General features: G+C 32.7%; 6 protein-coding genes. All 6 read left to right on the forward strand.

From position 1 onward, the window contains the following. The first annotated feature begins 144 nt into the window (after positions 1–144). The 6 genes from Q0678_RS02990 to purL all read left to right on the forward strand — a co-directional run bounded on the left by Q0678_RS02990 (position 145) and on the right by purL (position 16,950). Positions 145–7,122 (forward strand): Ig-like domain-containing protein, encoded by a 6,978-nt coding sequence (locus Q0678_RS02990; protein ID WP_299053641.1) that lies wholly within the window; start codon positions 145–147, stop codon positions 7,120–7,122. Positions 7,123–7,208: 86 nt separating this feature from the next. Beyond that, positions 7,209–7,364 carry a PID-CTERM protein-sorting domain-containing protein gene (locus Q0678_RS02995; protein WP_299053644.1) on the forward strand — a complete coding sequence of 52 codons (156 nt, stop codon included), beginning with the start codon at positions 7,209–7,211 and terminating at the stop codon, positions 7,362–7,364. Positions 7,365–7,670: 306 nt separating this feature from the next. Further along, complete coding sequence (locus Q0678_RS03000) at positions 7,671–8,882, forward strand: RsmB/NOP family class I SAM-dependent RNA methyltransferase (protein ID WP_299053646.1); 1,212 nt, start codon at positions 7,671–7,673, stop codon at positions 8,880–8,882. A gap of 6 nt (positions 8,883–8,888) precedes the next feature. Beyond that, on the forward strand, positions 8,889–11,081 hold the full coding sequence (locus Q0678_RS03005; RefSeq protein WP_299053648.1) for an endonuclease: 2,193 nt from the start codon (positions 8,889–8,891) through the stop codon (positions 11,079–11,081). 4 nt (positions 11,082–11,085) lie between these two features. After that, entirely contained in the window at positions 11,086–13,101 is a 2,016-nt protein-coding gene (locus Q0678_RS03010) for an endonuclease (protein WP_299053649.1), read from the forward strand. 162 nt (positions 13,102–13,263) lie between these two features. Further along, positions 13,264–16,950, forward strand: a complete 3,687-nt coding sequence (purL, locus tag Q0678_RS03015) for a phosphoribosylformylglycinamidine synthase (RefSeq protein WP_299053651.1) — start codon at positions 13,264–13,266, stop codon at positions 16,948–16,950. Positions 16,951–17,121 lie beyond the last annotated feature (171 nt).

The raw sequence follows: 17,121 nt of genomic DNA on the forward strand, positions 1-17,121 counted from the left end.
AAAATTAAAAAAAAATAAAATTTTATATAATAAAATGTGACTTCTACATAAAAGAAATGTCTAAATAATAAAAAGGAATGTCAATAAAAATTTGTACTATTGCATGTTCCCCAATTTAATAGTACAATATAATTTGCTAGAAAAATGAAAAGAACACCTCCGAATGGTCTTAATTCGTTTAGAATTTGGAAGAAAAGAAAAGAAATTGCCAGTAATTTAAAATCCCTAATTTTTATTATCCCATTAGCATTTACGATGCTAATTAGCACATCTAACTACGCATTTTTAGAAAAAAATGATCGTAGCCAACTTGTTTTTACGCTAAAAACAAAATCTCTTGATATTGAAAAGGACAGTTTACCCTTAAAACCTTTTTCAGACAATTCTAAAACTTGGACAACCAAGAACGGTTACAATTGGGCAGGTTGGGAACTACAAGAAAAACAACTTCAAAAAACAAACTATATTTTTGATAATGGTTCTTCTGAACAATACAATACTACCTACGTAAATTTACAAACTAGTGGTAATGTATTAACTAGTTACATCAGTAATAAAACAAAAAATCAGCAGGTTACCGCCAATACAAATCCTACTAATGGAACCGTTAAATTCTTTGAAGACGGAACCTATCTATACACACCGAATAAAGATTTTGTAGGTATAGACTCGTTTCAATTTACAGTTTGTGACATTAACAATTTAAATGATTGCAATACAGGAACCGTAAGTGTAATTATAAATGACTATAATAATTTTTCTAGAAACGCACATGCTAAAAACAACAAAGAACTGGAGTGTAATACTGCAGAAAGCTTTGTAAATGGTGAATATTTTGACAATGTACAAGTTACAACACCTAATTTTCCATTGGGTCTAATTCCTCCATGTTTAGGTACAATAGTAAGTGCAAATAACGTAATTGGTTCAGATGAAGCTGCTGCAAACATCGTTATGACTGGTGTTGGCTGTTTAGCAAGTATATCTGTAAAAGATACAGATGACACTTTTTCTGCTGGTACTTACGCTGGTTTTGAAGTAGGATCTATAGAATTAATTTCTGCTTCTGTTTTTGCAACTATCACTGTTAAAACTTATTTAAATGGAGTTCAGCAAGAGTCTAAAGTTGTTTCTTCTGATTTGATCTCTGCAGACGTATTTTTAATTAGTCCTGACGAAAGAATAACACTTGGCTATGTTGCTTCAAAAGAATTTGACGAGGTTAGAATAGAATATTTCTCTTTAGTTGGTGCACTTTATACCGCTCAAGTTTACAGAGCTGTAATAAAAAAATTCTGCCCTGGTGAAGCACTTGAATGTAATGAGCCAACAAGAATGAAAAACCCAGAACATTCAGTTGTTATTAATTCAGAAAATACAGGTATTTCTGGTTTAGCATGCGTTGGTTGTTCTGTTAACAATGCAGAAGATGTAATTAGTAGTGACGATGATGCATACGCTACCATAAATATGCTTGCTTCTATAGGTGTTATGGGAAGTATTGCAGTAGAAGATGTATTAAATGAATATCCTGCTGGTACATTTGCTGGCTTTGATATTTCTAACCCAAGCATTATAAACTTTGATGTTGCTGCATGGGTAACTATTAGAACTTTTTTAAATGGAGTCTCACAAGAAACATCTACCTCTGGATCATTAGCATCTGTTAATATTCCTATTTTAAATGGATCTGGCAGAAAAGTACTAGGGTTTGCCACAACTAAACCTTTCGATCAAGTAAAACTAGAAATTGTTAATCTTGCTAGTGTTTTAAATACTACAAGAGTATATGGCGCTGTTTTTCAAACTTTTTGTGAAGGAGAAGAGCTTTTATGTAATACTCCAACAACGTTAAGTACACCAACGTATCCTGTTGTTATTAATAGCGAAAGAACAGGTGTAAATTCGCTAGCGTGTGTTGGCTGTTCTTTAAATAATACACAAGATGCAATAGATAATGACGAGACAACTTATGCCCAAATGATTTTAGGGGTTAGTGTTCTCGCAGAAGCAAGTATGTCTATAAAAAATCAGATAACAAATTATCCAACCGGAACTTTTGCTGGTTTTGATATAGAAAATCAAACCTTAATTAGTGCCAATGTAATAGATACTTACAGGGTTTGTACATATCTAGATGGTGTGTTACAAGAATGTAAAATTGGTGGTACACAGCTAGTAACAGTTGGTTCTGGTTTAATTGCGTCAAACAATAGAAATACAATTGGTTTTGTTGCCAACAAACCATTTGATGAAGTTCAATTTTCTGTAATCAACCTAGCAGGTATAGATATAGGAGAACTTAAAATATATGGCATGGTAGTTCAAGAATTTTGTGAAGTAACACTAGAATGTGGAAACACATATAGTTTAAGTACACCTAAATTTCCTGTGGTTATCGATAACGCAAACTCTGGCATTGCTGGTATTGCATGTGTAGGATGCTCTGTAAATAACACAAAAAATGTTGTAAGTGAAGACTTAACAGATTATGCAGAAATAACAATGCTTGCTGGTGTACTTTCATCAGGATCTATAGCTGTAACAGATGGAATATCTACCTACCCTTCAGGATCTTCTGCTGGTTTTACCGTTTCTTCACCAAACACTCTTCTTCAGTTAGATGTGCTTGGTAGCATTACAATATGTACATCTTTAGATGGTGTTAGACAAGAATGCAGAACAGGTTTAGGTTTAATAGATTTATCTGCAATATTTAGTATTATTGGCCTACCAAACACAGCAACTTTTGTTGGCTTTAAAACTTCTTTACCATACGATAGTATACAAATTTCTGTTGCATCTTTAGCAAGTGTTCTTAATATTATAAGAGTTCACAGTGCTTTTATAGATACAAATGGTGCAGAAATTGAAGGAGTTTTGTGTCTAGACTATTGTGATGCTAGTATTTCAGGAAATACAGATACTGATAATGATGGTATTAGTGACGTTTGTGATAAAGATGATGATAATGATGGAATTCTAGATATAGACGAAGGTACTGGCGATATTGATAATGATGGAATTCCAAATCAATTAGACTTAGACTCTGATAATGACGGAATATTTGATATTGTAGAAAATGGTGGCTTAGATGAAGATGGCGATGGTAGAATAGGAACTGGAAACCCGATTGACACAGACAAAGACGGTGTACCAGATTTAATAGACCCAGACAATGGTGGCACTAATATACCAATTAAAGATTCTGATAATGACGGAGTTCCTAATTACTTAGATTTAGATTCTGATAATGACGGTATTACAGATGTAATAGAATCTGGTGGTTTAGACCCAGACAAGGATGGTGTTATTGGTTCTGGCCCTATTACAGATACTGACAACGATGGTCTTGCTGACAACGTAGATACAGACGATGGAGGAACACCTCTAATAATTATTGATACTGATAAAGATGGCATTCCTAATTCACAAGACTTAGATTCTGATAATGACGGAACAACAGACCTTATAGAAGCTGGTGGTATTGATATTGATGGAAATGGTGTTCTTGACGTTTTAATAGATAGCGATAATGATGGTCTTGCAGATATAGTAGATCCAGAAAATAATACAACTACCAATATAAATGATGGTTCTGGAATTCCTTTAACAAACCCTGATACTGATAATGATGGCTATCCAGACTTGATAGATCTAGACTCTGACAATGATGGCATTACAGATGTTTTAGAAAATGGAGGTTTAGATCCAGATGGAGATGGTATGGTTGGAACTGGATTAATTTATGATCAAGATAATGACGGATTATCAGATATAGTAGATACAGACAACAATTTAACCGCTACCGCTAACGACGGATCAGGGGTAGCATTACCTAACAATGATGCAGATAATGATGGCATTAGAAACGCAAGAGATTTAGATGCAGATAACGATGGGATACCAGACAATATTGAAAGTCAATCTACTATAGATTATATAGCACCAAGTGGTTTAGACTCTGATAATGATGGTTTAGATGATGCCTATGACAAAAATACCGATAACACCGGCCTATTGGGTATTATTCCTGTTAATACAGATAATACAGCAAGCAGTAATTCAGACAATTTACCTGATTACTTAGACTTAGATTCTGACGGTGATGGTATATTTGATATTATTGAATCTGGCAGTAATTTAGCAAATAACGGATTCGGTAAAGTAACCGGAAATGTTGGTTTAAATGGATTGGTTGATGCAATTGAAACTGGTGGTATTGATTTAGGATATACAGATATTAATGGATCGTATGATACAACACAAGTAGATAATTTTACAGATACCGATAACGACGCATCATCTGTTGGTGATGTTGATTATAGAGATGCAGAACTAAATGGAATTCCTATGATAACACAAGTGTATCAATTTGGTTCAGAGAAATGGATAGAAATCACAAATAACAGCAAGTTATACCCAATTGGAAAAGACTTAATTAAAGTACAGTTTTATAAAAACAAAACTGGGGATCAAACAAGTATTTTACCCGATAAAATAATTACAATAAACACTAGTTTAGAAGCAGGTAAATCTATATTAATTAGTAACACATCTAATAGTATAACCAATATAGACAATGCTGCAACTATTATTGTAGATAATGATTTTACAGATTTTGAAGGTGCAAATGATATAATAACATTATCACCAAGAAACAATCGTAATTCTTATCGTTTAAAATACGATGTAATAGAAGCTTTTAAAAATAAAACTAGCTATGTAAGAGTTGATGAAAAGCTATCACCTAATAAAGATTACACTTTAAGTGATTGGGTGTTATTTATAGATGATGCGCTAGATCCTTATTTGCTTAAAAACTTAACAGATAATACAGGTGGTCCTGAAAGACATCCTCATGACCCTTTAATTTCTGAAGTAAACAATGCAATTAATACAACAAATACCTTATTAGGAAAGCACCATTTCGATAAAACTATCAGAATAAATAATGCATGGAGTAATGGTTCTCCTGATAGATCTAGATTTGTACATATTGCTGAAGATTACAATCATACAAATGGTAAATTAAGCGCTAGAAAGCTTAAGGTTGATAACTCTAAAAAGCTTTCAATTACAGATAATTTATTAGTTGTTACTAATGACATTGAATTAAACGGACAAATTCGATTGATTACCCCTAACTCTAATAGTGAGTCACAATTAATTCAAACGCATAATAACGCTTCTTTAGTTTCTGGTTCTGGTAAATTACTTGTAGACCAAAATTCTAACGTACCAAGTGTATATAGATACAATTACATTGGTTCCCCGGTAGTTAGCAATCAAGGAAATGCAACTTTTACAATAAAAGATATTTTTAAAGATGGCACTATACCTACAAACCATTCTGGTATTGTAAACACAGATATTGCAAGAGATATTAATTTTATAGGTGGTTTAAACGGTAATACATCAAGCCCGATATCATTAGCAGAATATTGGATGTTTACGAACTCTCCTATCGGTGGTAACCCAAGTGCTTGGAGCCAACAATTAAGTACAGGACAAATTTCGAATACAGATGGATTTATTTTTAAAGGACCTGGTATTGAACAAAATTATACTTTTTTAGGCTCTCCTAACGATGGTTTACTAACTACTTCAATTAGTAAAGATGAAGAGTATTTAATGGCAAACCCTTATTCTTCGGCCATTAGTGTTAAGAATTTTATAGAAGACAATGCCAATTCAATAACAGGAACATTATATTTCTGGCAACATGCAAGTGAACAATCTAGCTCTAGCAACACTTCTGATGGACATAATTTTGCTGGTTACATTGGCGGCTATGCTACCAGAACAATTACCATGGGAGTTTCTGCAAAAAATGCTGCTAGAGGACCTATTAATGCAAATTTAGAGGCAGAAAACGAAACAATTAATGGTGGTATAATAGAAACTGTAAATGATAACACACAAAATATAGACGTTGTTAAACTTAACGCTGCAGGCCAAAAAATTATCTTTAATGAAATTATTTCTGGAGTAGATACATTAAGAGTTAGATACAAATCTAATAGTTCAAAAACTATTAGGATTAAAGAAAACAACAATTTTAGAACAGATGCTGTTTTACCAGCAACTGGTGGTAATTTTACAATCAAACAAATAGTAATTTGTGTATTAGATGATAAAAACATAACATTAGAATCATTAGATAGTAATGAAATACAAATAGATTATTTAAACTTAACTGATAATGGAAATATTAGTTGTGCACCATCGACATCTGTAGATGGCTTTGATTACACTAAACCTGAGCCTTATATAGCTATAGGTCAAGGATTCTTTGTTATTGGTGATGATACTGATGGTGGTGATATTGTATTTAAAAATAGCCAAAGAGAATATAAAAAAGAAGTTTTGGGTGAATCTGTATTTTTAAGGTCTAACGAAAACCAAACAAATTCAATAAATAATATATCTACCATAAAATTAGGAATGAACTTTGATTCTGATATTAGTAACAGTAAATATCACAGACAAATAGGCTTATCATTTAATAAATATCATTCATTTGAGCATGATAAAGGTTATGATGCCGAAATAAATGATATTGGCACTACAGATTTCTATTGGAAATTTCCTTCTAATGCATCTAAATATGTGATTGCTGGGATACAAGAAATAACAGAAGATTTAGAAGTACCTCTAGAAATTAAAATTGGTATTAGTGGCTCTATATCTATAGGAATCGATGAATTAAATAACATTAATAGTAAAATTTATATTGTTGATAAACTGACAAATAATTCTTATAACATAACAGAAAGTGATGCTGTAATACATTTAAATGAAGGCACCTATTCAGACAGATTCATATTAGCTTTTTCTGAACATAAAGCTTTATCAATAGAAAATAATATTAGTAAAAAAGAGACTAATATCTATGTAGATAATAAGAACAAAAAGATAGTAATATCTAAAGAAGAAAATATCGATTTAAATACCGTTAAAGTTTATAATGTAATTGGTAAAAAAATAATCTCATGGGAAATTAAAGATCAAAAAACTAAGTACTTTTTAGATGTTAACAAGCAATTATCAAACGGCATCTATTTTGTTGTAATAGATACAAACAAAGGAAAATACAACAAAAAAATCATAATAGAATAATCAAAAAATTCTTTGCATAATTGTTTCTTTAGTGATAGTTTTGCAAAGAATAATTAATTAAAAAATAATTATTAAATTTAACAACAATGGCATTTATTCAAATACCTCCACCTCCTTCGGGACCAAGTTTCCCTCCAGGGCTTCCGATAGACAATGGAATTTTATTCTTATTTTGTTTAGCAGTTGTATATGGCTTATACAAACTAAAAAGAAAATCAAAATTATATCGTTCTGTAAAATAACGATCTATAAAAAAGCAACTATTTTTAATTTAATAGTTGTCTGTAATAATTAATCACAAGAAACATCTATTTAAAATAGATGTTTTTTTGTGATTTTTTTTTATCAACCTAAAGCAATTAAGCCTTGTCATTATATTATGCTAAAAAAAGCATTGAATTCATTTTTCACTATTTTATTAATAAGCGCATGTAATATTTTACTTTCTTGCTATTATAAGTAACAATTATTACTTCATTTAAAAAAATCTAAAATCTAATATAGATTAAGCTTATTTTGTACATTTGTAGTCTATTTTAGATAAAAAAATGAGATTACACAGAAATTTAACATTTGCTGTTATAGACAGTATTAGAGATATATTTAACGAAGGTGTTTATGCAGACAAAGCTGTAGAAAAAGCATTAAAAAGAGACAAACGTTGGGGTGCAAGAGACCGAAAATTTGTGGCCGAAACTATTTACGATATTGTTAGATGGAATCGTTTATACGCTGAAATTGCAGAAGTTAAAGCACCGTATGATAGAGATAATATTTGGAGGCTTTTTTCTGTGTGGTGTATTTTAAGAGGTATTAAATTACCAGATTGGAATCAAATTGGTGACGTTCCTGAAAGAAGAATAAAAGGACGTTTTGCTGAATTGTCTAAGATTAGAAAGTATAGAGAATCTATACCTGATTGGATGGACGAGATTTGTGTTGCAGAATTAGGCGAAGAAGTTTGGACCAAAGAAATTGCTGCATTAAACAAGCAAGCTAGTGTTATTTTAAGAACCAACACATTAAATATTTCTAAAGAAATTCTTCAAAAAAAATTAAAATCAGAAAATGTAGATACCGAATTTGTACCCAACCACCCTGATGCTTTAATGCTTCCGGAAAGAGCAAATGTATTTAAAACAGAAGCTTTTCATAATGGTTATTTTGAGGTACAAGATGCATCATCGCAACTTGTTGCTGCTTATTTAGAAGTAGAACCGGGTATGAAAGTAGTAGATACTTGCGCGGGTGCTGGTGGTAAAACACTTCACTTGTCTGCTTTAATGGAAAATAAAGGTCAGATTATTGCTATGGATATTTACGAAAGTAAACTCCGTAAGTTAAAAGTAAGAGCTAAAAGAAACAAAGCACACAATATAGACATGCGTGTAATAGACTCTACCAAACCTATTAAAAAACTGTATGGCAAAGCAGATAGAGTTTTAATTGATGCTCCTTGTTCTGGTTTGGGTGTGTTAAGAAGAAATCCTGATTCTAAATGGAAACTTCAACCAGAATTTATAGACAATATTAAAAAAGTACAGCAAGATGTTTTACAGCAATACTCTAAAATGTTAAAACCTGGCGGAAAAATGGTGTATGCAACTTGTTCGGTTTTACCCTCTGAAAACCAAGATCAAGTAGCTACTTTTTTAGCTTCTGAAGCAGGAAAAGAGTTTAGCCTTGTAAAAGATAAAAAAGTAATGGCACATGTTTCTGGGTTTGATGGTTTTTACATGGCTTTGTTAGAAAAAAAATAAGTAACAATGATTAAAAAATTACTCCTTCTATTACTATTAATTACAATTACTTTTACCTCTGCTCAAGAGTCTTATTACAACAATGTTGATAAATCTCTTTTTGGAACAGCTCTAAAAGATGCCTTGGCCACAAAAATTATAAGTACACATACAAGAACTTTAGAATACACCAGTAGTTTACCCGATGTTTGGGATGCAACAAAAGCAACCGATGAAAATACGGCCAATACAAATGAAGTTATGTTGTTTTACGGTTGGGAAAACGGAACAGACCAAGATATTACTAACGACCTTACTAGAAACAAAAACTTGCAAGACAATGGTAGTGGGGCAGATTTTGTTTGGAATAGAGAACATGTGTTTCCTAAATCTTTAGCAAATCCTATTTTAGATACAGACATACCCGGTCCTGCAACAGATGCACATCATTTAAGAGCTGCAGATAGAGGTAGAAATTCTGCCAGAAACAATAGAAAATACGGAAGAGGAACTGGATTTTCTAACTATTCTAGTGTCGATTTTCACGAAGGATTAGATGGCCCAAATACAGCTGCTTGGTATCCTGGTGATGATTGGAAAGGAGATGCTGCCAGAATGATTATGTACATGTATCTAAGATATGGTAGCGTATGTTTACCAACAGCAGTTGGTGTGGGTAGCAAAGAATTTACCGAAGACGAAATGATTGATTTATTCCTACAATGGAATGCAGAAGATCCTGTGTCTCAGATAGAAAAAGACAGAAATACCTATCATGCAAATACAGCAAACAGTGCCGCACAAGGAAACAGAAATCCATTTATAGACAATCCTTATTTAGCAACAAGAATTTGGGGCGGAGAAACATCTGCAGAAGACCGATGGAACTATTACAAACCAACAGACACAGAAGCACCAACAACACCAACAAACATTGTTATAAATAATACAACCTTAAACACAATAGATATTTCTTGGAATGCAGCAACCGATAATATTGCTGTAACTGGGTATCATGTTTATATAGATGGCATTCTTAAAAAAATTACTACAGCTACAACTGCAAGTTTTGCAAATTTAGAAACCAATACAGGCTATAGTTTTACTGTGGTAGCCAAAGATTTAATAAATAACAGATCTGCGGCAAGTACTGCTGTAAGCGGAACAACTTTACAAGATACTCAAGCACCAACAACACCTACTAATATAACCATTGGCAATATTACAGATTCTTCTTTTATGATAAGCTGGAATGCAGCCACAGACAACAATGCAGTTGCTGGCTACGAAGTGTATGTAGATAATACACTAATAACTACTACAACAGAGCTTTCTTACACAGTTACTAATTTAAATGTAGCAACAACTTATGTGGTAGAAATTTTAGCAAAAGACACTGACAATAATGCCTCTGCAAAAAGCACTCCTATTGAAGCAACTACAACAAGTGGCGAATCAAACGGAGTTACAGAATTATTTATTTCTGAATATGTAGAGCCAAGTTCTGGCAACAATAAAGCAATTGAAATTGTAAACCTTACAGCTACAACAATCAACTTATCAGAATACTCAATTCAAAAACAATCTAACGGTGGTAGTTGGGTAGATAATTTTCCACTGGGCAACACAAACATTGTTCCTGGTGATGTATTTGTTATTGTGAATGTAAACACTTCGGATGCGCATCTATTGGCAGAAAAAGACTTATTGGGACCACCAAGTATAGATACAACTCCATATAGATACGGATCTCCAATGAATTTTAATGGTAACGATCCAATAGGTTTGTTTAAAAACGATGTTTTAATTGATATTATTGGTGAAGAGGGAAATTCAGCTTTTCACATATCAAACGCAACTTACAGAAGAAAAAGAGCAATCACAGAACCTAACATCAATTTTAATGCAAACGAATGGGATGTTTTACCTGCAAATACTTTTGATGGTATTGGTAGTCATAGCTCAACTTTATCTACTAAAGTTAATGTTTTTGAGAATTTTAGAATGTACCCAAACCCTACAAAAGGAAACACAGTATATTTTAATATAAACGAGACTGTAAACATCAATATTTACAATGTTCTTGGTAAATTGGTAACAACAACAAAACTCTCTAAAAACAATACTAAAATTGATATTTCTAAATTATCTAAAGGCATTTATTTAGTTAAAATCAATTCTAAAAATCAAACAATTACTAAAAAATTAATTAAAAACTAACCGCATGAAAAAACTACTACTTTTAATTACAATTGTATTCTTTTTTGCAGAAAGTAAAGCACAATTAACTCCACCAACAGCGCTACAGTCTTATTATAATGATGTTGATTTTACACTAACCGGCACAGAATTATTTAATGATTTGGCAACGGTAACAATTTCTAAACATACAAACATTTTAGAATATTTTAGCAGACATGATTATCTGTATAGTGCAGACCAAGATATTGCTAATACAGACAATGTTGTGTTAATGTATAATGGAGAAAGTAGAGACAAAAGAGAATATCAATCTGGTAGCAACCAACATACTCCACAAACATTTAACACAGAACATGTATACCCACAATCGCTTATTGTTAATAATGCTAAAGGTGATTTACATCATTTAAGAAGCTGCGATATTAATATAAATTCTAATAGAGGCAACCTTCCTTTTACAGATGGTTCTGGTAACTATGCACTTATTGGAAACGCTTGGTATCCTGGTGATGACTGGAAAGGAGATGTTGCAAGAATGATTATGTATCTTAATTTAAGGTACAATGAATCTTTTACGGATGTTGGTACCTTAAATTTATTTTTAAAATGGAATCGAGAAGATCCAGTTTCAGACTTTGAAAAACAAAGAAATACCCAAATAACAACGGCTCAAGGAAACAGAAATCCGTTTATAGACAACCCTTATTTAGCAACTGTTATTTGGGGAGGAACTGCTGCTCAAAATACTTGGGGTGATGCAGACACTGAAGCACCTACTGTTCCCACAAATGTTACTTTAAGCAATATTACAGCAGCAACTATCGATGTTACTTGGCTTGCTGCAACAGACAACATTGCTGTTACAACATATGAAGTATATGCAAATGGCACTTTAAACGGAGAAACAGCCGACTTAAGTTATACAGCAACTGGTTTAGAGGCAAATACTAATTACGCAATAACAGTATTGGCTAAAGACCAATACGCCAATACATCTGCACAATCAACTGCTGTAAACGGAACCACTTTAACAGATAATACAGCACCAACTGTACCAACAAATATTGCTATTAGCAATATTTCTGGAACCTCTTTTAAAGCAACTTGGACCGCTTCTACAGACAACGTTGCTGTAGAAAGTTACACAATTTATATTGATGGAAGTATAAAAGGAACTACAACAAATACAGAATTTGATGTTACCGGTTTAAATATTTCTACAACTTATGCTGTAACTGTTCTTGCTAAAGATACCAGCGGAAATGAATCTGCACAAAGTGATGCTGTTAACGAAACTACAACTGATGGTTCTGCTGCTTCTGATGAACTGTTTTTCTCTGAATATATTGAAGGTGGGGGAAACAATAAAGCAATTGAAATAGCAAACTTTACAGGGCAAACCGTTTCTTTAGCTAATTATTCTGTAAAATTAGGTTCTAACGGTCAAGATTTTGGAACACAAACATTAACATTTACAACCGAAACAATTGCTGATGGTGATGTGTTTGTTATCGGAAATTCTCAAATAACAATTTGTACTTCAGAAGTAGATGTTTTTAGCAATGTTACCTTTTTTAATGGTAATGACGTGTTGGGCTTATTTAAAAATGATGTGTTGATTGATATCATTGGCGAAGAAAATAATAGTTCTGACTTTGGTAAAAACTTAACGTTAGTAAGAAAAGCAAGCATTACTTCTCCCAATACAGTTTATAATGCAAACGAATGGCAAGAAGGCTCTGGTGTAGATGATTGCACTAATTTAGGTACACACGATGTAAGTACTGCAAGTGTAGAAAATTTAGATAGTAAAAATTTTAAAATATACCCAAACCCTACTACTGGTAATAAAGTTTATTTTAACCTTACAAAAGAAGTTACTATTAATGTTTACAATGTTTTAGGAAAATTAATTAAAACAGAAAAAGCAAATAGTAGTAAAAACAATATTGATATTGCTACTCTGGTAAAAGGTGTTTACCTTTTAAAAATAAATACTGCGAATGAAACTTTTACTAGAAAGTTTATCAAAAATTAATAAAATAGCAACATATTTAAAAAAAAGACTGTCTAAAATGGCAGTCTTTTTTAGTTTATAAATACGTGAATAACTCTCTAATTTCATTTAAATAATTCATTCATTTTACCGCTAAAAAAGTTAAATTTGCATTACAAAACAATACGCAAACACAACTTTATAATGATTCATTTCTTCGGAAACACAAATAGCAAAGTATTTGCTGTTCAAACACTAAAAGAATTAACTTCAGAAAATACTGCTAAATTAACGTGGCTTTTTGGCAATCAACCAAAAATAGACCATACATCTTTAGACCAGTATTTTATAGGCCCAAGAAAAGCAATGATTACTCCTTGGAGTACAAATGCTGTAGAAATTACTCAAAATATGGGTATAAAAGATATTCTTAGAATAGAAGAATTTACTGCAGCTACTAAAGATTTCTCTGACTTTGACCCTATGATCTCAGAAAAATTTGAACGCCTAGATCAAGATAGTTTTACAAGCAATAGTAAGCCAGAAGCAATTTTAGAGATTGAAGACATAGCGGCTTATAACAACCAAGAAGGTTTGTCTTTAAGTGACGAAGAAGTAAGCTACTTAGAAGAAGTTGCTACAAAAATTGGAAGAAAACTAACAGACTCTGAAGTATTTGGTTTTAGCCAGGTAAACTCTGAGCACTGTAGACACAAAATCTTTAACGGAACGTTTGTAATTGATGGTGAAGAAATGCCAACATCATTATTTAAACTAATTAAAGAAACTTCTAAAGAAAACCCGAACGATATTGTTTCTGCGTATAAAGACAATGTTGCGTTTATCAAAGGACCAGAAGTAACTCAGTTTGCTCCAAAAACAGCAGACAAACCAGACTTTTATCAAACTAAAAATTACGAATCAGTTATTTCTTTAAAAGCAGAGACACACAATTTTCCTACCACAGTAGAGCCTTTTAACGGAGCTGCAACCGGTTCTGGAGGAGAAATTAGAGATCGATTAGCAGGTGGTAAAGGTTCTTTACCCTTAGCTGGTACTGCAGTATACATGACATCGTACTCTAGATTAGAAGAAAACAGGTATTGGGAACACAAGTTTAAAGAAAGAGATTGGCTGTATCAAACACCAATGGATATTTTAATAAAAGCCTCTAATGGTGCTTCTGACTTTGGTAACAAATTCGGACAACCATTAATTACAGGCTCTGTGTTAACTTTTGAGCACGAAGAAAACAGTTCTTCTAGTGAAGCGAAGCCAAGAAAATTAGGTTTTGATAAAGTAATTATGCAAGCCGGTGGTATTGGCTATGGTAAAGCAGATCAAGCACTAAAAGATACGCCTAAAACTGGCGATAAAATTGTAATTCTTGGAGGTGAAAATTACCGAATTGGTATGGGTGGTGCTGCGGTATCGTCTGCAGATACTGGTGAGTTTGCCTCTGGAATAGAATTAAATGCTGTACAAAGATCAAATCCAGAAATGCAAAAACGTGCTGCCAATGCAGTTCGTGGTATGGTAGAAAGTGATGAAAATTTTATTGTTTCGATTCACGATCATGGAGCAGGCGGACATTTGAACTGTCTGTCTGAATTGGTAGAAGATACTGGCGGAAAAATAGATTTAGATAAGTTACCTGTTGGAGACCCTACCCTATCATCCAAAGAAATTATTGGCAACGAGTCTCAAGAAAGAATGGGCTTGGTTATTGCTGAAAAACACATAGAAACCTTGCAAAAAATTGCAGATAGAGAACGTTCTCCAATGTATACCGTTGGTAACGTTACTGGCAATCATCGTTTTACATTTGAATCTAAAACCAACGGAGATAAACCGATGGATTTAGCTTTAGAGGATATGTTTGGGGCATCGCCAAAAACAATTATGACAGATAAAACGGTTCTTAGAAACTACAAAAATCCTCGTTATAAAGTTAAAAATTTAGAAATTTATTTAAAACAAGTGCTGCAACTAGAAGCTGTTGCTTGTAAAGACTGGCTAACAAATAAAGTAGACAGATGTGTTGGTGGTAAAGTTGCCAAACAACAATGTGTGGGGCCGTTACAAATCCCTTTAAATAATGTTGGGGTTATGGCATTAGATTACAATGGTAAAGAGGGTGTTGCAACTTCTATTGGCCACTCGCCTATTTCTGGTTTAATACACCCAGAAGCTGGTAGTAGAAACTCTATAACAGAGGCTTTAACAAATATTATTTGGGCTCCATTAAAAGACAATTTAAAAAGTGTATCGCTTTCTGCAAATTGGATGTGGCCATGTAAAAATGAAGGTGAAGACGCTCGTTTATACAAAGCTGTGCAAGCAATTTCTGAATTTTCGATAGATTTAGGAATTAATGTACCTACAGGTAAAGACTCTTTATCTATGAAACAGAAATACCAAGACGATGAAGTAATTTCTCCGGGTACTGTAATTATTTCTGCAGCTGCAAATTGCAACGCAATTACCAAAGTTGTTGAGCCTGTTTTGAAGATTGACGGTGGTAACATTTATTATATTAATATTTCTCAAGACGAATATAAATTAGGCGGTAGTTCTTTTAACCAAACTTTAAATGCTATCGGTAACGAAGCACCCGATGTTACCAATGCAAGTTATGTTAAAAAGACATTTAACGTGATACAGAAACTCATAAAAGCAGATGCAATTAAAGCTGGGCATGATGTTGCTTCCGGAGGTTTGATTACTACGTTATTAGAAATGTGTTTTGCTGATGTAAATCTAGGAGCAGATTTTAATATCTCTGAATTGAATGAGTCAGACTCTATAAAAGTATTGTTTTCAGAAAATACTGGTATTGTTTTTCAGGCAGATAGCTCTGTAGAAACTTCTTTCGAAGAAGCAGGTATTACGCTTTTTAATATTGGTAAAGCAAATACAACTGGGGTTGTATCTATTACAAATAATGAAGATGTTTTTTCTTTTAATGTTGAAGAATATAGAGATGTTTGGTACAAAACCTCTTATTTATTAGACAACAAACAAACTGCTAACAATTTAGCAAGAACTCGATTTGACAATTACAAGAAACAACCTTTACAATATACGTTTCCAAAGAACTTTACAGGAAAACTACCTGTAACTTCAAACTCTGTAAAACAACCTAAACCAAAGGCTGCAATTTTACGAGAAAAAGGAAGTAATTCTGAGCGAGAAATGGCAAATGCTATGTATTTAGCTGGTTTTGATGTAAAAGATGTTCATATGACAGATTTAATATCAGGCAGAGAAACACTAGAAGACATTCAGTTTATTGGTGCTGTGGGTGGTTTTTCTAATTCTGATGTTTTAGGATCTGCTAAAGGTTGGGCAGGTGCTTTTAAATACAACGAAAAAGCAAATACTGCTCTTAAAAATTTCTTTAAAAGAGAAGACACATTGTCTGTTGGTATTTGTAACGGTGCACAGCTTTGGATGGAATTAGATTTGATAAATCCAGAGCATAAAGTTCATGGCAAACTAATACACAACGATTCTAAAAAACACGAAAGTTCTTTTACTTCTGTAAAAATTGAAAAGAACAATTCTGTTATGCTAAGCAGCTTAGAAGGAGCTGAACTTGGTGTTTGGATTTCTCACGGAGAAGGTAAATTCAATTTGCCAGAAAAAGAAGAAAATTACAACATTGTAGGTAAATATGGTTATGAAGGATATCCGAATAATCCTAATGGTTCTGATTATAATACAGCAATGTTATGTGATACTTCTGGAAGACATTTGGTAACAATGCCACATATAGAGCGTTCTATTTTTCAATGGAATTGGGCGAATTACCCTACCGAAAGAAAAGATGAAGTTTCGCCTTGGTTAGAAGCATTTATAAACGCTAAAAACTGGATCGAAAAAAAGTAATACTTGATTAAACATAAATTATGAAATAAAAAAAGGGGAAAACCCCTATTTTTAAGAACCTAATTTAATTTAACTTGCAATCACTTATAGTAATGGTTAGATTAGGGGCTAATGATTACTAAATTTTAACTAGCTTCTTAAAAGGAGCTAGTTTTTTTTTTAATTGGTAGT

Origin of the sequence: uncultured Polaribacter sp. (assembly GCF_947497125.1) — a bacterium.
Taxonomy (GTDB): Bacteria; Bacteroidota; Bacteroidia; order Flavobacteriales; family Flavobacteriaceae; genus Polaribacter.